15 protein-coding genes are annotated in these 19,081 nt (G+C 50.8%); 9 read left to right on the top strand and 6 right to left on the bottom strand.

From position 1 onward, the window contains the following. Positions 1-33 precede the first annotated feature (33 nt). Complete coding sequence (locus NG665_RS03765; protein ID WP_252673950.1) at positions 34-1,116, bottom strand: hypothetical protein; 1,083 nt, start codon at positions 1,114-1,116, stop codon at positions 34-36. Then, the gene (locus NG665_RS03760) at positions 1,117-2,463 is read right to left on the bottom strand and encodes a dipeptidase (RefSeq protein ID WP_252673949.1); all 1,347 of its coding nucleotides are present in this window, start codon (positions 2,461-2,463) and stop codon (positions 1,117-1,119) included. It lies immediately after the preceding gene. 77 nt (positions 2,464-2,540) lie between these two features. On the opposite strand from NG665_RS03760, the gene NG665_RS03755 reads away from it, so the two are divergent. Continuing rightward, on the top strand, positions 2,541-3,209 hold the full coding sequence (locus NG665_RS03755; protein ID WP_252673948.1) for a DUF3043 domain-containing protein: 669 nt from the start codon (positions 2,541-2,543) through the stop codon (positions 3,207-3,209). Positions 3,210-3,293: 84 nt separating this feature from the next. Beyond that, entirely contained in the window at positions 3,294-4,718 is a 1,425-nt protein-coding gene (locus NG665_RS03750; RefSeq protein ID WP_252673947.1) for a leucyl aminopeptidase, read from the top strand. A 188-nt stretch (positions 4,719-4,906) separates the two neighbouring features. Here NG665_RS03750 and NG665_RS03745 read toward each other — a convergent pair whose 3' ends face one another. Further along, positions 4,907-5,224 carry an oxidoreductase gene (locus tag NG665_RS03745; RefSeq protein WP_252673946.1) on the bottom strand — a complete coding sequence of 106 codons (318 nt, stop codon included), beginning with the start codon at positions 5,222-5,224 and terminating at the stop codon, positions 4,907-4,909. 295 nt (positions 5,225-5,519) lie between these two features. On the opposite strand from NG665_RS03745, the gene lpdA reads away from it, so the two are divergent. The 5 genes from lpdA to glnA all read left to right on the top strand — a co-directional run bounded on the left by lpdA (position 5,520) and on the right by glnA (position 12,382). Further along, positions 5,520-6,896: a dihydrolipoyl dehydrogenase gene (gene lpdA, locus NG665_RS03740; protein ID WP_252673945.1), complete on the top strand. Its 1,377-nt coding sequence runs from the start codon at positions 5,520-5,522 to the stop codon at positions 6,894-6,896. A 15-nt stretch (positions 6,897-6,911) separates the two neighbouring features. Beyond that, the gene (sucB, locus tag NG665_RS03735; protein WP_252673944.1) at positions 6,912-8,642 is read left to right on the top strand and encodes a 2-oxoglutarate dehydrogenase, E2 component, dihydrolipoamide succinyltransferase; all 1,731 of its coding nucleotides are present in this window, start codon (positions 6,912-6,914) and stop codon (positions 8,640-8,642) included. A 295-nt stretch (positions 8,643-8,937) separates the two neighbouring features. Next, on the top strand, positions 8,938-10,068 hold the full coding sequence (locus tag NG665_RS03730) for an MFS transporter (protein ID WP_252673943.1): 1,131 nt from the start codon (positions 8,938-8,940) through the stop codon (positions 10,066-10,068). 72 nt (positions 10,069-10,140) lie between these two features. After that, positions 10,141-10,851, top strand: a complete 711-nt coding sequence (locus NG665_RS03725; RefSeq protein WP_252673942.1) for a DUF4191 domain-containing protein — start codon at positions 10,141-10,143, stop codon at positions 10,849-10,851. A 103-nt stretch (positions 10,852-10,954) separates the two neighbouring features. Beyond that, positions 10,955-12,382: a type I glutamate--ammonia ligase gene (gene glnA, locus NG665_RS03720; protein ID WP_252673941.1), complete on the top strand. Its 1,428-nt coding sequence runs from the start codon at positions 10,955-10,957 to the stop codon at positions 12,380-12,382. On the opposite strand, the gene NG665_RS03715 is transcribed toward glnA, so the two are convergent. Genes NG665_RS03715 through NG665_RS03705 form a run of 3 tightly spaced genes read right to left on the bottom strand, consistent with a single transcriptional unit; the run spans position 12,370 to position 17,156 of the window. After that, positions 12,370-12,972 carry a histidine phosphatase family protein gene (locus NG665_RS03715; RefSeq protein ID WP_252673940.1) on the bottom strand — a complete coding sequence of 201 codons (603 nt, stop codon included), beginning with the start codon at positions 12,970-12,972 and terminating at the stop codon, positions 12,370-12,372. The two genes, glnA and NG665_RS03715, sit on opposite strands and share 13 nt — an antisense overlap. 30 nt (positions 12,973-13,002) lie before the next feature. After that, positions 13,003-15,822: a bifunctional [glutamine synthetase] adenylyltransferase/[glutamine synthetase]-adenylyl-L-tyrosine phosphorylase gene (locus NG665_RS03710; RefSeq protein ID WP_252673939.1), complete on the bottom strand. Its 2,820-nt coding sequence runs from the start codon at positions 15,820-15,822 to the stop codon at positions 13,003-13,005. A 5-nt stretch (positions 15,823-15,827) separates the two neighbouring features. Further along, complete coding sequence (locus NG665_RS03705) at positions 15,828-17,156, bottom strand: glutamine synthetase family protein (protein WP_252673938.1); 1,329 nt, start codon at positions 17,154-17,156, stop codon at positions 15,828-15,830. Between the two features lie 120 nt (positions 17,157-17,276). Here NG665_RS03705 and panB point away from each other — a divergent pair, with 120 nt between their 5' ends. Both panB and map read left to right on the top strand, forming a co-directional pair. After that, complete coding sequence (gene panB, locus NG665_RS03700; protein WP_252673937.1) at positions 17,277-18,077, top strand: 3-methyl-2-oxobutanoate hydroxymethyltransferase; 801 nt, start codon at positions 17,277-17,279, stop codon at positions 18,075-18,077. Positions 18,078-18,157: 80 nt separating this feature from the next. Then, a complete protein-coding gene (gene map, locus NG665_RS03695) occupies positions 18,158-19,048 on the top strand; it encodes a type I methionyl aminopeptidase (RefSeq protein ID WP_252673936.1) in 891 nt (296 codons plus the stop codon). The last annotated feature ends 33 nt before the right edge of the window (positions 19,049-19,081 follow it).

Raw genomic sequence — 19,081 nt, 5'->3', positions numbered from 1 at the left:
TCACGCACAATGATTCCACTAATACGCTATGAGCTATACGTCCCATCCCCATGTGGTAGCTAACCGGGTAAATAAATTGGCAATATCGTCATGGTAGAGAACCAGGTCATCTCTGGTGGCCTCTAAGCGATACATTCCGTGCAAACCTAGGCGTGCTAGCTCGGCTCGCAACAGCTGACTTTGGCAGACAACTAAGATAGCTGGACTGCCACTGTGTTCGGCTTGCTGACTCATCGCTGAAACCCCACTAGGGATATGCAGACCTACCGAGTTGGTCACATAAACATAGAGATCAGCCGTTTCGTGAGGGAAAACAAGGTTTTGCCCTACTAGATGGAGCTGAGCTCGCAGTAATGAAAAAACAAGGCCCAGCCCACCACCGACGCCATCGACGTCGTAACGGTGAATACCGTGGGTAGTTGCTGTCAGATCCCACTGCGCGCGTAGACGCTGGAGATGATGGACGTATTGGGCGACGTCGTTGTGGAACCTTTGCGCAATGCTGGGATCGAGTCCTGCTTTTTGCCAGGCGTGAGCTAAGCCATCAAAGCCAGATAACTCAAGACCATAGGAGTAGGAGACCACTAAACGCAACGAACCAATGGCACGCCGAGCTTGGTCAACAGCCTCACGAAGTCGCAACTTATCACTATCCCACTCAAGTTCTACCCCACTTAGTCCTTCGAGTAGCCCGCGACCGATATCAGAACCAGACATAAAGGCTGGAAGATGAATGTGGAGTTCATCTAAGCCCATATCCAGAGCTCGGAAAATATCTTGAGCAAGGAAGCGAGAAGAGCCACGCGGATCACTTACTCCTTCCCATGTGGCTGCTTCAGCAAGATCGATAAGACCACGACGGTCGGTTCGAGAAGTCCACAATATTCGACGCGGACCATCATTATCGAGGTATTCGATCGCTTGCGCATCAATATGATCGTGCTGGAATACTCGTGACAAGCCGGTACCCACATGTGCTACGAGCTCTCCGTCAGAGGCCATGATGATGGAGATGTTATCTGCCGGTCGTGCTTTCCCCCATCCAGAAATCGCCGCATTGGCCACAGCGTCCGGTTCACACCCCGGAAGCGCTGTGGCCACTAAAACGATATTCATCTACTCACCTAGTCGGGACAACAAGAGAGCTTCGGCGACGATGGCATTCCTAAAATCACCTAAATGCAAGGATTCGTTGGCAGAATGCGCGCGAGTATCCGGATCTTCAATTCCAGTAACAAGGATCTGAGCTTGAGGGAACATTTCGGCAAGGTCTGCAATAAATGGAATGGATCCGCCTTGTCCGATGTCAACTGGATCAGTGCCATCCCAAGCCTCTTTAAGCGCCCAACGTGCAATGTCAGTTACCTGGCTTGACTCTCGCGCCAAGAACGCAGATCCGGCTTCAGCAACCAAGACTTCAATATGAGCACCGAACGGGACGTGATCTCGTAGATGCTGTGCAAGCATTTCGCCCGCTTCCATGGAATCTTGCCCGGGCGCAACGCGCATCGAAATGAGCATATCCACCGATGGAATAATGGTATTAGAAGCCACATCTACTGGCGTAATATCCATGCCGATGACTGAAATTGCGGGCTTGGTCCACAGTCGAGAAGTAATCGATCCAGACCCGGCAAGCTCAATGCCATCTAGGAGCCCGGCGTCGCGCCGGAAATCAGCTTCAGGATAATCGACGTCGGTCGAATCGTCTTGAACTAGCCCAGCAACAGCGACGTTACCATCTTCATCGTGTAAGGTTGCGATCAATCGCGAAGCGACGACGACGGCGTCGAGTACCGGACCGCCGAAAAAACCTGAGTGCAGTGCGTGGTCGAGCACAGAAACTTTAACGTCAAGGCGCACAACTCCACGCAACGACGTCGTCAATGAAGGCTTACCGACACTCCAGTTCGATGAATCGGCAACGACGATGACATCAGCTTCGAGCTTTTCGCGATACTCAGTTAAAAAATCGGAGAACGTTGGGGAGCCGATCTCTTCCTCACCTTCGATAAACAGGCGAATCCCCACCCCGGGATCGGCTGCTTCGATGGCAGCTAAATGAACCAAAACACCGGCTTTATCGTCAGCTGTGCCACGCCCGTAGAGCCGTCCATCTTTTTCCACTGCCACAAACGGCTGTGAATCCCATTCCGACTCCTCACCCACCGGCTGGACATCGTGATGGGCATAGAGCAAAATCGTTGGTTTTCCAGGTTGGGATGGGCGGGAAGCTAAAATGGCTGGCCGACCCACAAGACCTGATGGGGTATGTAGCTTAATAACCTCAGTTTCTAAACCGAGATCTTTAACTCGCTGGGCGATCCATTGAGCCGAGGTATCCATCGTCGATTGATCAAAAGCTGACGCCGAGATAGACGGTATTGCAACAAAATCTTTGAGCTCAGCTAGAACATGAGGCATCGCGTTATCCACGCGGGAAGTAATCTTTTGCGTATCCATACTCCTAGACTACCGCCTAAGACCGAAAACCCGGTAGAGTAGGCGATGGAATTTCATTTAGTGTGAAGGATTTATTCGTGTTCGGTCACAAAAAAGACTCAACTCAGCAATCTCCGCAGACCGTTACTGTGCCACAAGAAAAAGGGTATACGCCGCCGAAAGGTGGTCCTACCCCGCGCCGAAAAGAAGCCCAACGAGCTCGTCAGCGCCCTATCGTGGCATCGACCTCTGCGCTGTCAAAAGAAGAAAAGAAGAAACTCCGAGCCGAGAATCGCGCAAAAAGTAATGAATTGTACTACCGGCAACAAACTGCTATGCGAACGGGTGATGAGAAGAACATGCCTCCGGCTCATCGGGGTCGCGTCCGGCGCTGGGGTCGAGACTATATTGATGCCGCCGCACCGTGGGGGCAATGGTTTATGCCGCTGATTATTCCTTTGCTCCTACTCGCGGTGTTTATGTCATATTGGCCGCAGGTCGCCGTTGGTGCGACAATCGGGTTGTATATCGTCTTCGTCATCATGGTCCTACAGCTGATATGGATCGTACGCAAAGCCAAGATTCTTGCAACGCACAAATTCGGCGCAGATGAGATTCCTTCCGGGTTTTCCATGCAAATGTTTTCGCGAGGAATGTATATGCCTCGCTGGCGCCTGCCCTCCCCACAAGTCAAGCGGGGAGAATTCCCTGCTGGCAGTAGCAAAGAAGATTATCAGGCAGCCAAAGCAGCTCGCAAAACCAGATAGCTTAGTACCAAACGTGATCTTTGAATCGCGTCAAAGACTCAGTCCAGCATGCCAATATGCTGGACTGACTCTTATGATAGATATATGACTACTTATCATTTTATTTCTGATCTCGATCTCCATAACAATATCGTCGTCGCAGTGACTAAAAAAGACGACGCCATCTTAGTTGTTTCCCCAGTCGAGGAAGGTTTTGCACAGCGCATTACCCAGGCGCTAACCACTCTCGATTTTTCGGCTAAACCACTATCCACATTGGCTATCGTCAATCCAGCCGATGAAACAAAAATAGTCATAGCTGTTGGGCTATGCACTGAGCATGAAACCGAATCCCTTCGTCACATGGCTGGTGCCGCGCTACGAGCCAGTGCTGGGCGCGAGGCGATAACTATTTGTTTGCCACATACCAGCGCAGCCCAGGCCGGTGCAATCGTTGAGGGCGCACATCTTGGTGGATACGTCTTTGACGCCTACAAGAAGCCAGCTAAGGCCCGTGTTACACGAGTTGAGGTTGTCTCTGACTTTGGTTCTTCGCAGGTGCTTGACCGAGCACTTATTTTGTCCGAAGCAGTTAATGCGGTGCGCGATTTAGAAAACACGACGCCGAACTACCTGAACCCGGTCACTTTCGCTCAAGAGGCTGAAAAAGTTGCTCGCGAAGCCGGGCTGAGCGTGACTGTTTTCGACGAACAAGCCTTAGAAGCTGAAAAACTCAACGGTTTGTTGCAAGTTGGCCGTGGCTCTGCTAGTGCGCCTCGCTTGGTGCGCGTGGAATACAATCCTAGCGATGCGCACGGGTTTACGGCGCTTGTTGGCAAGGGAATTACCTTCGATACCGGTGGTTACAGCTTGAAGCCATCAACTGCAATCACCGAGATGAAGACCGATATGACCGGTGCGGCAACTGTTTTGTATGCCGCAATTGCTGCCGCCAAACTTGGTGTTAAGCGCAAGGTAGTTGCGTGGTTATGTCTAGCTGAAAATATGGTTTCAGGTAGTGCTGGTCGCCCCGATGATGTCATCGTCTACCGCAATGGACTATCGGTTGAAATCAATAATACTGATGCTGAAGGTCGCCTTGTGATGGCTGACGGTCTGATTATGAGTTGCGAAGAAAATCCAGATGAAATTATCGATATTGCCACCCTTACTGGTGCTCAAATGGTGGCATTGGGTAATCGCACAACTGGAATCATGGGTAGTGATGACGTTCGCAGCAGCGTGGTAGCGGCAGCTGATCGCGCCGGTGAACCGGCTTGGGCTATGCCATTGCCACAAGAATTGCGTTCTTCACTTGACTCCGATTGTGCAGACATGAAGAATTCTGGTTCGCGCTTTGGTGGCATGCTTGTTGCTGGCTTATTCTTAAAAGAATTTGTTGGTGATACTCCGTGGGCTCATATTGATATCGCTGGCCCATCCTTTAACCGTGAATCTGAGTGGGGTTATCAGCCCAAGGGCGCTACCGGAGTCATGCTTCGCACCCTGGTTGAACATATCAACCGTTAAGCAACATCTCACAGGTTAGTGCACGTATGAATTGTCATTAAAATGCCTAACCTTGACCTGATGGGGGTTGAAGTAGCAATGTATTGCTACTTCAACCCCCATCAGCTATATTTGAAAGCTCTAAAACCTCGCAACTCGCTCGTCACTATACTATTGAGATGAGGCATGCAAACGCCTCGGTTAGGTTATTACCTCCGGTTAGATCCGGGGTTTTTAACTGTCCATTCCCGCATAGCCCGCGGATATCCGCTGTGCGCGACGTCGTAGAGCGCTATCCCTAGGTCGGCACACAAGGTTTTCGCAGCCGATAAATCGGGGACTTTTCGTCTGGTCCATTCCCCATCGGAGGCCACAAGCACAATCGATGCGGGGTTACGGGTAGTGGCTTCTTCATAGTAAGCTGCCACACCTTCTCGTGAACGCACAAATTCAGCAAAATGTGCATACGTTTCGTTTCGGGCTTGCTTTGTTTGCGAACGCTTAGATTTTCCAAAAAACCACACCATGACATCTATTGTATGCAGTAGCGGAGAAAATTGTTCGCACAAAAATTTCATCCGTCCACCCAAACTCGATTGTCAGTACGTAATAGGACTGATATGCGTGGCGTATCGAGAGATTTCCGTCAGAGAAAAGCTTCCTCAAGTAAACACGAGTCAAGCTAGAGACCAAAATTTCACACGTAACGTTCATTACGTAATTACCCCGCGTATAAATGAGCAATATCTCTTACGAAGTGGGACAATATACCTAAGGGAAGGGGCTCACGAGAGTCCTAACTGCAACTCGAGGGAGAGGTAAGTGTCAGATACTCAAGAATACGACGTCGTCGTTCTCGGAGCAGGTTCGGGCGGTTACGCAACAGCAATGCGAGCCGCACAACTCGGACTATCGGTCGCATTAGTCGAAGGTGATAAGGTGGGCGGTACCTGTTTACATCGCGGGTGCATTCCAACCAAAGCCCTCCTCCATGTCGCAGAAGTCGCTGATGAACTACGCGATGGTGCACACATTGGAATCATGGGTAGCTTTGACGGCATCGATATGAATGCGCTTAATTCATATAAAGATGGCGTCATTGAGAAAATGTATAAAGGCTTAACTGGCCTGATTGATACTCGTGGTGTTGAAACAGTTCATGGCTGGGGACGCCTCGTTTCACAAGATACCGTTGAAGTTAATGGTCGCCGACTCAAGGGTAAAAATATTGTGCTAGCTTCCGGCTCCTACTCAAAGACGATCGGTCAGACCATTACTGATCGAGTTATCACCTCTGAGCAGGCGTTGCAACTAGATTACGTTCCTAAATCGGTCGTCGTCCTTGGTGGCGGTGTCATCGGTGTAGAATTTGCTTCCGTGTGGGCATCTTTCGGTACCGAAGTCACGATTATTGAAGGACTTGACCGGCTTGTTCCTAACGAAGATCCGGCAATCTCTAAGATGTTGGAGCGCCAATTCCGCAAGCGCAAGATCACCTTCAAGACCAAGACGATGTTTGATCGTGTTGAAGAAGATGATAATGGCGTTCACGTCTTTACCCAAGATGGCAAGCAGTTCGACGCCGATCTTCTCCTGATTGCTATCGGTCGCGGTCCGGCAACCCAAAACTTAGGTTATGCGGAACAAGGAATTAAGCTTGATCGCGATTTCGTGATAACTAATGAGCGCCTACACACCGGAGTTGGCAATATTTACGCCGTTGGTGACATCGTGCCAGGTGTCCAGCTCGCCCACCGTGGTTTCCTCCATGGATTGTTTGTTGCAGAGGAAATCGCTGGAATGAATCCTAAGGTTATTGATGAAAACCTTATTCCGAAGGTGACATTCTGTGATCCAGAAATCTCTTCTGTTGGGTTAAGCCAGCCCAAGGCCGAGGAAAAATACGGTAAAGAGAACATCGAAGTTGCTGAGTTTAATCTTGCGGGTAATGGTAAATCCCAGATGCTTGGTACGACTGGCTTCGTTAAATTGGTTCGCGAAAAGAATGGTCCTATTGTTGGATTCCATGCTATCGGCGCTCGTATGGGTGAGCAGGTCGGTGAAGGCGAACTGATGGTAGCTTGGGAAGCATTCCCCGAAGACTTTGATGGCCTTATCCATGCTCACCCAAGTCAAAATGAATCTCTAGGTGAGGCAGTTCTCGCTCTCGCTGGCAAACCACTCCATACCCATAACTGAGACAGGGAGTATCACATGTCTGAAGAAATCAAAATGCCCGCGTTGGGCGAATCTGTCAATGAAGGAACAGTTACCACCTGGCTCAAGCAAGTTGGTGAATATGTTGAAGTTGATGAACCTATTGTCGAAGTGTCCACCGATAAGGTAGATACTGAAGTTCCAGCACCTGCTTCTGGAACTCTTGAAAAGATCGTCGTCAATGAAGACGAAACCGTCGATGTTGGTACCGTTCTCGGTTATATTGGTGATGGTTCGGGATCCGATGCTAACTCAGCTATGCCAGCAGCTAATGATGGTTCGGGAGAAGGCGCAGAGCCACTGCCACAAGAGCAAGCTGAAGAACAAGCACCACCGCGTCAAGATCCAGCTCCTGCGGGCGGTTCGGATGCGGGCACCAATGTTGTGATGCCAGCACTAGGCGAATCAGTTAACGAAGGCACTGTCACCACGTGGCTGAAGCAAGTCGGAGACACTGTTGAAGAAGATGAGCCTATTGTTGAAGTGTCTACCGATAAGGTCGATACAGAGGTTCCAGCTCCAGCTGCAGGTGTTTTGTCACAAATCATCGTCCAAGAAGATGAGACTGTTGAAGTAGGTACTGTTCTTGCAGTAATTGGCGGATCTAGCCCGGCTGAACCTGTTTCGGCACCGCAATCTGCTCCAGAACCAGCCCCAGCACCAGCTGCTACCCCAGCACCGGCTGCTGCCCCTGCACCTGCAGCTACCCCAGCACCGGCTGTTGCAAGTCCAGTTGCGGCCAGCCCTGAAGATGGCAAATCCTCGTATGTAACTCCAATTGTGCGCAAACTTGCCAAGGAACTCGGCGTCGATCTGCAAACAGTTACTGGCACTGGAGTGGGCAACCGGATCCGGCGACAAGATATTGAAGCTGCCGCTCAAGCTGCCGCTCAGGCTGCCGCTCAAGCAGCTGCTCAGGTAACCAGCCCAGCAACAGCTACCCCGAGCGCACCAGCTCAATCCAGTTCTGTAAAGTCAGCAATTGCCTCCAAGGCTCAAGATGCTGCTTCAAAGCGCGGCACTCGTCAGAAGATGACCGGTTTGCGCAAGACGATCGCCAAGCGCATGATCGAATCGCTCGAAACCTCGGCACAGCTCACTACAGTCATGGAAGTCGATGTTACTAAGATCGTCAAACTACGCGCTGCTGCCAAAGATGGCTTCTTGGCTCGCGAAGGCGTTAAGCTAACCTTCTTACCATTCTTCATCCAAGCTGCCACCGAAGCTCTCAAGGCTCACCCGATCATCAACTCCTCCGTGGAAGGTAACGAGATTGTCTATCACAATGTCGAGCACGTAGGTATTGCTGTCGATACGCCTAAGGGACTTTTCGTTCCAGTTATCAAGAATGCTGGAGATCTTAACATCGCTGGCATCTCAAAGGCCGTCGGCGATCTGGCAGCCCGAACCCGAGATGGCAAGATTGGTTCAGATGAACTATCTGGTTCCACCTTTACCATCACCAACACCGGGTCAATCGGAGCTCTCTTTGATACCCCGATCATCAACCAGCCCAACGTTGCGATCATGGGTACCGGAGCTATTTTCAAGGCTCCAGGAGTGGTACAAGATCAGGACGGAAATGACGTCATTTCTATCCGTTCTAAGTGCTACCTTTCCATCTCCTATGATCACCGCATCGTCGATGGCGCAGATGCATCCCGTTTCTTACGCGATGTAAAGATGCGTCTAGAAGAAGCAGATTTTGCTGGAGAACTTGGTTTGTAAAAACCTCTTCTACACAATAAAAGTGTGGTGGGACAACCCCTTGGTTATCCCACCACACTTTTTACCCCCCACGCATCTTTCCCACAAGATATTCCCAGAACAAGATTCTTAACTCCTCCACTGGGCTATCTCCCAATACCGCAGGCAGTGCTCAAACATCGGATATCGGAGAGCCTTCTAATAGCTATGGCAAATGAGAATCTTGTGATTTAACCGGGTGAAAATCATTGATCGGAGCAATGTGAGTAATTTTTCAAGTTATCGCCAACTTCCCCAACTTACCTCAACTAGCTATATGGCGATATCACTAATCGGCCGATTCCCAACATCAATGACCATCATTGGGGTCCTCACATTAGTAACTGTGGTAACTAATTCTGTTGCGCAAGCTTCCTTAGCCTCAGCAGGTCTCGCTATCGCAACCGGAATCGCTGGCCCAACAATAGGACGACTTACCGACAACTACGGCCAACGCATCCCCTTATTGATCATCGCTCCCATCAATATCCTAGCCTTAGTGGCATTAACGACGATCATCTCACCCACTACGCCAGCTATAATCATCATCTTCCTTGCAGTTTTCGTTGGCGCTACAACCATCCCTCTCGGTGCATTAGCTCGGGTACGCTGGTATCCCATCACCACTTCGCCTAGAGAACTACGCGCAGCACTTTCCTGGGAATCAATGGCCGATGAAATCGGATTCGTCTTCGGTCCAGCACTAGTAGGAATCATTGCATCAGTCCTCAATCCGCACGCAGGACTTATCGTTGCTGCCGCTATAGTGGCACTTTGCGTTATCCCCTTTTCACTATCTAAATATTCAGTTGGTCCAGCCTTCCACGGCACCGATAAGAAGATGCCGTCAATTGTTAAAGTCGTTCGCACAGTGCGTACGCCATTATTAGCAATGCTCGGACTGGGAATGTTTTTTGGCGCAGCCCAAACCTCCGTGACCGCTTTTTCACAACAACACAACAATGCCAGTCAAGCTGGCCTCATTTATGCGATGATGGGCCTGAGCGCAGCTATAACAGCGCTCGGCTCAGTAAGTTTACCCGATTCACTTTCGCATACATTGCGAATAGTTCTAGCCGGATGCGGATTAGCTGCCGGCTCAATCTTGTGTTCGTTTGCTTCATCACCAATCCATCTCGCCATCGCAGTATTTATCACTGGCCTAGCTATCGGACCGGCTTCAGTTGCCATCTTTACTCTCGCCGGTTCTCGCGCACCTCGCGGCGGCGATGGTGTTGCAGTGACCGCACTTGGTTCTGTCAACGTGCTCGGAGTTGCAACCTCGGCAGCACTTACCGGGCAAATCGTCCAATCTAGTGCTACCTATGGTTTCTTCTTATGCGCGCTTGCATCAATTCTGATCGCGGTTTTAACGCTAACCTCAGATAGATTCCAGTTATATTCCTAACCCATTGGAGCTTTTCAGTTTCGTCACGTAAAATCGGCAATAGTTCCATACGCGAAAATACAAAGGATAGTCATGGCTAAAGAGCAAAAGAATGCAAAGGTAAAAAAGGCTAAGAAGAAGCGCTGGTATTCTTACCTCCATGAGGCCTACGGGATTTCAAAAGAAACATACTCGTGGACCCCTTTTGCCGTCTTTGGTCCTCTCCTAGGTGGTATCGCGCTCGGCGTCGTCATCGCAATGCTCACCGGCCGATGGATTTTGTGGCCAATTCTCTTCACATTGCTTGCGGTCACACTTTCGCTCTACATTCTCGTTGAGCTCGTCAAGCGTGCCTCGTACGCAAAAATTGAAGGCATCCCCGGCGCCGCTGCGGCGGTATTGGGCCAAATTAAGCGCGGGTGGATTATTCTCCAAGAACCAGTTCGGTTCAACGCGCGCACCCAAGACATGGTCTTCCGTGCCATCGGGCGCCCCGGCGTCGTGCTCATCACCGACGGAGATCAGGCCAGATCGGCAAAACTCGCCAACGAAGAACGTCATTCCTTGCGTCGAATTATTCCCAATGTTCCAGTCCATATTATTTCGGCAGGAAATGGCAGTGACCAAGTCCCACTACGTAAACTTCAACGTGCGATGCGCAAATTGCCAAAGCAGATCACAAACCAAGAAGTTCAAGCGGTGTTTAATCGTTTAGACGCAGTTAAAACCAATCCGATTGGTATCCCTAAGGGCATTGATCCTTACAAGGCTCGCCCAGATCGTCGCGGCATGCGTGGTCGATAGATAAAATATGCGTCTCACATTGTGGGGGTAGTTGCACATCGCAGCTATCCCCACATTAAACTATGAGTGACACTAATATGCTGATGCAGGAAGGACTTTTCTGATGTTCACATCGTCAGCTCAAGCTCATGATTATATTCGCCAAGAAGGCATTGAATTTATTGATATTAGATTTTGCGATCTGCCCGGTATGATGCAACACTTCACGATCCCGGTTCAGGCTTTCGATCCAGATTCCCTAGACGAAGGCATCATGTTCGATGGCTCATCTATCCGCGGATTTACTGAAATTCATGAATCCGATATGAAGCTCATTCCTGATCTTTCGTCGGCCTTCGTCGATCCGTTCCGTCAGGCAAAAACATTAGTCATCAACCATTTCGTCGTCGATCCATTTACAAACGAGTCCTACGATCGTGATCCGCGCGTCATCGCGCAACGAGCCGAAGACTACGTGCGATCAACGGGAATAGCAGACACGGTGTATATCGGTGCGGAAGCAGAATTCTTCATCTTCGATGACGTTCGCTACCACAATTCGCCACAACATTCCTTCTACTCTCTGGATTCTGCAGAAGCCTTTTGGAACACCGGCCGCGACGAAAACGGTCACAACCTCGGCTACAAAACCGAACAAAAAGCTGGCTATTTCCCCGTCGGCCCACATGATCAGATGGCTGATTTGCGCGACACGATGACTAAACTATGCCAAAAAGTTGGTTTGAATATAGAACGTGCGCACCACGAAGTTGGTTCTGGTGGACAACAAGAAATTAACTACACATTCTCCACCCTGCTCTCGGCCGCCGATGACCTAATGAAGTTCAAATACGTTATTAAAAATGCGGCAATCGAGGCTGGCAAAACAGCGACGTTCATGCCAAAACCACTGTTTGGCGATAATGGCTCTGGAATGCATTGCCACCAGTCACTGTGGAAGAACGGTCAACCCCTCTTCTTCGACGAACGCGGATACGGTGGCTTATCTGATCTAGCTCGCTGGTATATTGGTGGCCTGCTCGAACATGCACCTTCGCTTCTTGCTTTCACCAACCCGTCAGTTAATTCCTTCCATCGTCTGGTTCCAGGTTTCGAAGCACCAGTAAATCTCGTCTATTCCGCACGCAATCGCTCGGCATGTATTCGTATCCCGGTTTCGGGCGGCACATCACCAAAGACCAAACGAATCGAATATCGCACTCCTGATCCGTCCGCTAACCCATACCTCGCATTTGCTGCCCAAGTTATGGCCGGGATCGATGGTATTAAGCGCCGAATTGAGCCTGCAGACCCAATCGATAAAGATCTATATGAACTTCCGCCTGAAGAACATGCCCAGATTCCGCAGCTACCGCCAACCCTCGATGAGGCCTTGCGAGCTTTGGAAGCCGATCACGATTATCTGACCGAAGGCGGAGTTTTCAGCGAAGACATTATCACTACCTGGATCGACTACAAGCTAAAAATGGAAATTGAACCACTGCGTCAGCGGCCTCATCCATACGAATACCAGCTGTATTACGGCTTATAAATATGCATCCAGCGCTGTGCGCGATATCCGGTTGCGAGACTTCCCTCCACCACTGCAATGCCGGTGTTGTGGAGGGGAAGAGCGCGCATCTGGTCAGTAATTCCGCTCGCCCGCATCCCTAACCAGAACGTGATAATAGCTGCGTGAGCAAAAATCACTGGCCGGTGGGCACCTGATTGTTCAACTTCGCGTATCACCGCATCGCAACGCTGGAGTGTTTCTTGGCCACTATCACCCCCGCCGAGACGCAAGTCAAGTTTGCCATCGATCCATGCCCGCATCGTAGCGATATATTCGGCCATCGCTGCCTCATCTGTAGATCCTTCAAGATCCCCGGCACTAATCTCCCGTAGTCCAGCGCGCACGTGTGGTTCTAAGCCCAGCCGGGTTGCTAATGGAGTTGCGGTTTGCTCAGTGCGCAACGTATCAGATCGCCAAATTGCGTCCGGCTCGTAGTCCAACAGATCGGCGACGACGGCGTTAGCTTGCGTCCAGCCCAGTTCGGTCAGCGCAGCTCCGGGGATGATAGTGTCAAGTGCTGCACGTTCATTGGCATACGTTTGACCGTGTCTAACAAAGATCAGTTTCATAAATTGCTCCTTCGCCCACCTGTTGCGTTGTTAAGAACTCTTTTCGCCGTAAAAATATTGTTCCATAACCGCTCGTGCCCGTCGCGATGAACGCAGATACGATTCGGTGATCTCTTGGCTTGTAGCTAACGCGGTGCCGTTAAGTGCGGCATGTAACCGAAGAAGTACCGGATCATCGGGCACCAAATCAATGCTCGCACCGGTTTTTGCGGTCCCTAAAACGTTGAGATCGCGTATCACATGCCCTAAAGTCCACGCTGAGCGTAAAATCTCGGCGTCAGCTGGAAGGATGAATCCTTCTTCTTCAGCTGCATCTAATGCTGCCATGGTAGATGGTGTGCGTAGTTGCCAGTGATGTGCTCCGTGCTGTAATTGGCATAGTTGTACAGTCCATTCCACATCACTAATGCCACCGCGGCCGAGTTTGATATGCCGGGTAGGATCAGCACCTCGCGGTAAGCGTTCGCGTTCCATACGAATTTTGAGCATTCGGATCTCACGCAGCTGCCCGGGTGTTAAGCCGGTATTTGGATATCGAATAGGATTAATAATATCGAACCACTGATCGCCAAGATCACGATCTCCAGCACAAAAACGCGCTCGAAGTAGCGCCTGCTGTTCCCATGTTTGAGCCCAGCGTTCATAGTAGCTTTGGTAGGAGGATAACGAACGGGTTAGTGCTCCTTGTTTTCCTTCCGGGCGCAATGTGGTATCAACATTAACCGGCGGTTCTCGCCCAGCAACTTTCAAAAGCTGGAGTGTGGAACTGGCAACCTGCTGTGCTTCATCACCTGCTGCTTCTGGTGTGCTTCCAGGGAGCGGATCATACACAAAGATAAGATCTGCATCTGAGGCATATCCTATTTCTCCACCTCCTAAACTTCCTAGCGCAATAACACAGTGTCGCGCGTGACGATGGCCTTGGTGCAAGGCACCTGCAAGTGCGGCACTCACCGCAATATCCATCGCGTCGCTTAGCGCACGGCGAACTTGGTGTGCAGAAACAACATTGAGCGTTTGGCCTAGGGCCATCCGTAATATTTCGCGCCGGCGAAGATAGCGGCCGGCTAAAGCTTTATCGTGGGCTGTTTTGCGGCGGCTGAGTAGAGCCGATAGTTCGATGCTCAATTCTTCTGCGGTGCGCGGTCGTAATTGCTGATCGTCGTCGAGCCATGTGATCGCATCGGGTAAAGAAGGCAGTAACTGGGCGAGGTATCGTGAAGTAGCCAAAACGTGTGCCAAGCGCGGAGCAACCAATGCGCTATCGCGTAGTAAGCGCATATACCACGATGTAGTTCCCAATCGCTGAGAGACGTCACGGAATGCGTTGAGTCCATGGTCTGGTTCAACTGCCTGGGACATCCATCCAATCATGGCAGGTAGCACATGGCGTTGAATCGTAGCCGTCCGTGATAGTCCAGCTGTCAAGACTGAAATATTACGCAAAGCCAGATCGGGGTTTTTAAAACCTATAGCTGCCAGACGTGCTCTGGCAGCATGTTCGTCTAAGACAACATTATCGGGATCGAGGGAAGCTAAGGATGGGAGCAACGGATGATAAAAAATTGCGGTATGGAGTTGGCGTACCTCGCGGCGAACCGCAAGCCAACGATCTTCTAACTCGTGTGCCGTCATCCCTAAAGTGCGCGCGATAGCGTCTAGTTGTTCAACTCGAGGTACATCGTGGGTTCGTCGCAGGCGTTGTAATTGGATTCGATGCTCTAGTGCGCGCAAAAACCGATAATGGTTTTCGAGTTTTGCCCCAGCTTCGCGTCCAATATATCCAGCGGCGCTTAATTTTCTAATAGCATCGATTGTGCCGGCGGGACGAATAGACTCATCGGTGCGCCCGTGGACAAGCTGTAAGAGCTGGACGGTAAATTCGATATCGCGTAAACCTCCGGCGCCAAGTTTCAACTGCCGACCAGCTTTGGCTTGAGGAATATGAGCTACAACCCGTTCGCGCATACGCCGGACATCGTCGACAAAACCTTCCCGGTTGGCAACACCCCACACGAGTGGAGTTACGAAGTCAATGTATTGTTGGCCCAGTTCGCAATCTCCAGCAAGGGGGCGGGCCTTGAGTAACGCCTGAAACTCCCACGGTTGAGCCCACCGCTCATAATAGGCTTGATGTGAGACCAGGGTGCGCACTAATGGACCGTTCTTGCCTTCTGGGCGCAGATTAGCATCAAGTTCCCACAACGGCGGTATTTGCCCGCGAGCGCTCACAGCGCGGGTAATCCAGGTCACGATTGCGCTTCCGATGCGCATCGCCTCGGTTTCGGGGAGGTCTGCGTGTTTGGGTTCAGCAATATAAATGACGTCGACGTCGGAGACGTAGTTTAATTCTCGGGCACCAGTTTTCCCCATCCCGATAATCGAAAACTTTATGAGCTCTCCGCCTTCTACCCAGCGTTGGGCACCGCGAAGTGCTTGTTTTAGAACTTCACCAGCTAGGTCAGATAGTAGCTGGGATGTATCGTAGAGGCTATCGGTGGGATTGGGTGCGGTGAGGTCGTGTGCGACGATGGCAATGAGGTGACGGTAGTATTCCAAGCGCAAGGAGGTAATGAATTCGCCTTCGTCGTCACTGTTATCTATTGAGAGCTTTTCGTTGTATGGTTCGTCGATAGCGCGCAGCAGGTGTGGCGCAGCGATGAGCAGATCACTAAGGGCAGTAGAAAAGCCGAGTATTGCTGCAAGGCGCTGTGCGCATTGGAGATTGTTTGTAATCTGGTCTAGCAGCTTCGCATTAGGAGGATCGATTCCTTCACGCAGGCGCGTATAGGCAAGCTTGGCTTGGGTTGGATCGGGTGCGCTGTTGAGGAGAGTTTCGATGTGGTCCATGGCGATCAGTATTGGACTTTGCGTTCAAAGGCTGTGATTTGTTGGCGGTAGTCATTCCATTCGCGTAGTTTGTTGCGTAGAAAATAGTCGAAGGCGTCTTCGCCTAAGGTTGAGGCGATAAGCTCAGATTTTTGGGCGAGTTTGATTGCTGAGTGTAGCGAGGTTGGTAATTCTTCGATTCCCATAATCTGGCGTTCGCGAGCGCTTAAGGCGTTAATGTTGGTGTCGATTGATTCGGGGACTTCGTAGTCATGTTCGATGCCTGCTAGGCCGGCGTTTAAGATGACGGCGAACGCAAGGTAGGGGTTGACGGCGGAGTCGAGTGCACGGTATTCGATGCGCGCACTGTGGCCTTCGGTGGAGGTAAAGCTAGGGACGCGGATGAGTGCGGAGCGGTTATTCTTTCCCCAGGCGATATAGGCTGGGGCTTCATCGCCTGCCCATAGGCGTTTGTAGGAGTTGATGTGTTGGTTGGTCACGGCAGATATTTCACGTGAATGGTGGAGAATCCCTGCAACGAATTTGGTTCCGATCTCAGACAGGCTGTAGTCGTTGAGGGGATCAAAGAAGGAGTTAGTTTCACCTTCGAATAACGACATGTGAATGTGGAGGCCGTTGCCGGGTTGATCGATGAGGGGTTTGGGCATGAATGAGGCTTCAACACCTTGGGTTATTGCGACATGCTCAACCACGGTGCGCAGGCTCATGAGGTTATCTGCTGTGGTTAGGGCATCTGCTACCCGCAAGTCAATTTCGTTTTGACCAGGGCCAGCTTCATGGTGGGAGAATTCGACGGGGATTCCCATTTGTTCGAGTTCACGCACAGCTTGAGCGCGAAAACTTTGCGCTAGTGGACGTGAGACGTGATCGAAATAGGAGCCATTATCGATTGGGATTGGGTCTCCATTAGTGTGGGTTTGGCGTTGGAAGAGATAGAATTCGACTTCTGGGTGGACGTGGAAGGTAAATCCGGCTTGGGCGGCGCGCTGCAGTGCCCGACGTAGGACGCCGCGGGGATCAGAACGCGCTGGTTGGTTATCGGGAGTGTGAATATCGCAAAACATGCGCGCACATGGCTCACCTGATTCGTCCCAGGGCAGGATTTGGAAAGTGGAGGCGTCGGGTTTGATCACCATATCTGCTTCGTGGACGCGCGAGAGGCCCTCGATTGCTGAGCCGTCAAAACCGATGCCAGAACTGAAGGCATTTTCGAGCTCGGCTGGCGGAATAGCCACTGATTTCAACGTGCCAGTCACGTCGGTGAACCACAGTCTGATGAAACGAACTTTTTGTTCTTCTACCGTAGCGATAACATGTTCTTGCTGAGTGTCCATGGCGCTCTCTTTCCTCATTATTGCTTGACTTTATTGTGCCACAAGAGAGTGTGGTTCGAGCTATAGAACTTTCGATAACATGCACTAGAATGGGACGTGCGAAAAAGAAAGGTTTATGCAATGACAATCAAGCGCGTACGTGCTCATCATTTGGCGCAGATGAAAGCCGAAGGTACCCCGATTACTATGCTTACGTCATATGACGCAATCACTACTCGTATTTTTGATGAGGCGGGTACCGATATGCTTCTTGTTGGCGATTCGTATGCCAATGTGATGCTCGGTTTTGATTCAACGACGCAGGTTGGAATCGATGAGATGGTTCTGGCTACAAGCGCTGTGGCGCGCGTAGCACGCCGTGCTTTCGTCGTCGCCGATCTGCCGTTTGGATCCTACGAAACCTCGCCAGCTGATGCGGTCGCTAATGCGGTTAAACTTATTCGTGCGGGAGCCTCTGCGGTCAAGCTAGAAGGCGGAGTGCGCATGGCGCCTACGATTGAAGCTATTGTGCGTGCCGGTATCAACGTTGTTGCCCACATCGGCTACACGCCTCAGTCAGAAAATGCTCTGGGTGGTCCGCGAGTCCAAGGCCGTGGCGATAGTGCCGATCAGGTGCGCAAAGATGCGGTTGCCGTAGCTGAAGCTGGTGCGATCGCCGTCGTTTTAGAATTAGTACCTGCTGCGGTAGCTACCCAGATCACTAAAGATCTAGCGATTCCAACTATCGGTATCGGTGCCGGTGAACATACCGATGGCCAAGTTTTAGTGTGGACTGATATGGCTGGAATGACTGACTGGCAACCCTCGTTCGTCAAGGTTTTCGGTGATGTTGGTCAAGAGCTCAAAAAGGCAGCGCTGGCATACAATGCAGCCGTGCGTGCCCGTACCTTCCCCGACGATCAGCATCGGTTTAATGACTAAACGATAAATATGCGAAAACCGCTCGCTGATTCTGGTTATCTTACCTATACTTCCAACAAATAACGATTAGAATAATAACTATGCAAGCTCATACTTTGGTACCCGGTACCCTGTCGCCTAAACGTCGCGTTCCACCGTCAATTGAACGTCCAGAATATCTTTTCCATGATGGCCCCGAAGTTGTTACCGCCTCAGATGTTAAAGATGCAGAAACGATTGAACGCATTCGCCTGTCTTCCCAGATTGCTGCCGATGCTCTCTATCTTGCCGGAGCGGCAGTGCGCCCCGGGATCACCACCGACGAACTTGATCGCATTGCACACGAATACATTTGTGATATGGGTGCCTATCCTTCGTGTTTGGACTATATGGGCTTCCCGAAATCTATTTGCACTTCGATTAATGAAGTGATCTGCCACGGGATTCCCGATTCAACTGAGCTTCGCGAAGGCGATATTATCAATTTAGATGTCACCGCCTACAAAAACGGTGTACACGGTGATACCAACGCCATGTTTTATGCCGGAGAAGTAGATCAAGAATCACGCGATCTGTGCGAACGTACCTATAATGCGATGATGCGCGGTATCCGGGCAGTAAAGCCAGGGCGCAGGATTAACGTGATCGGGCGTGTTATTGAATCATATGCCAAACGTTTCGGCTATGGTGACGTCGAAGATTATACCGGGCACGGAGTTGGCGAAGCATTCCACTCTGGTCTCATCGTCCCCCACTACGATGCTGCACCCAACTTTGATGATGAGATCAAAGTTGGCATGGTTTTTACCGTAGAACCAATGTTAACTCTTGGCACCCATCGGTGGGACCAGTGGGATGACGGCTGGACTGTGGTTACCGCAGACCGCAAGCGCAGTGCGCAATGGGAACACACCATCGTCGTAACCGAAACTGGCGCTGAAATTCTTACGCTGCCCACCCAAGGCCAAACGTCGCCAGCTATGCCACGTTAACAATCGTCCAAACCAACTTTTACAACACAGTGT

This window comes from Arcanobacterium pinnipediorum (assembly GCF_023973165.1).
GTDB lineage: Bacteria > Actinomycetota > Actinomycetes > Actinomycetales > Actinomycetaceae > Arcanobacterium > Arcanobacterium pinnipediorum.
Note: the sequence above shows the minus strand (reverse complement) of the source record. Positions and strands in the feature narration are given on the sequence as shown.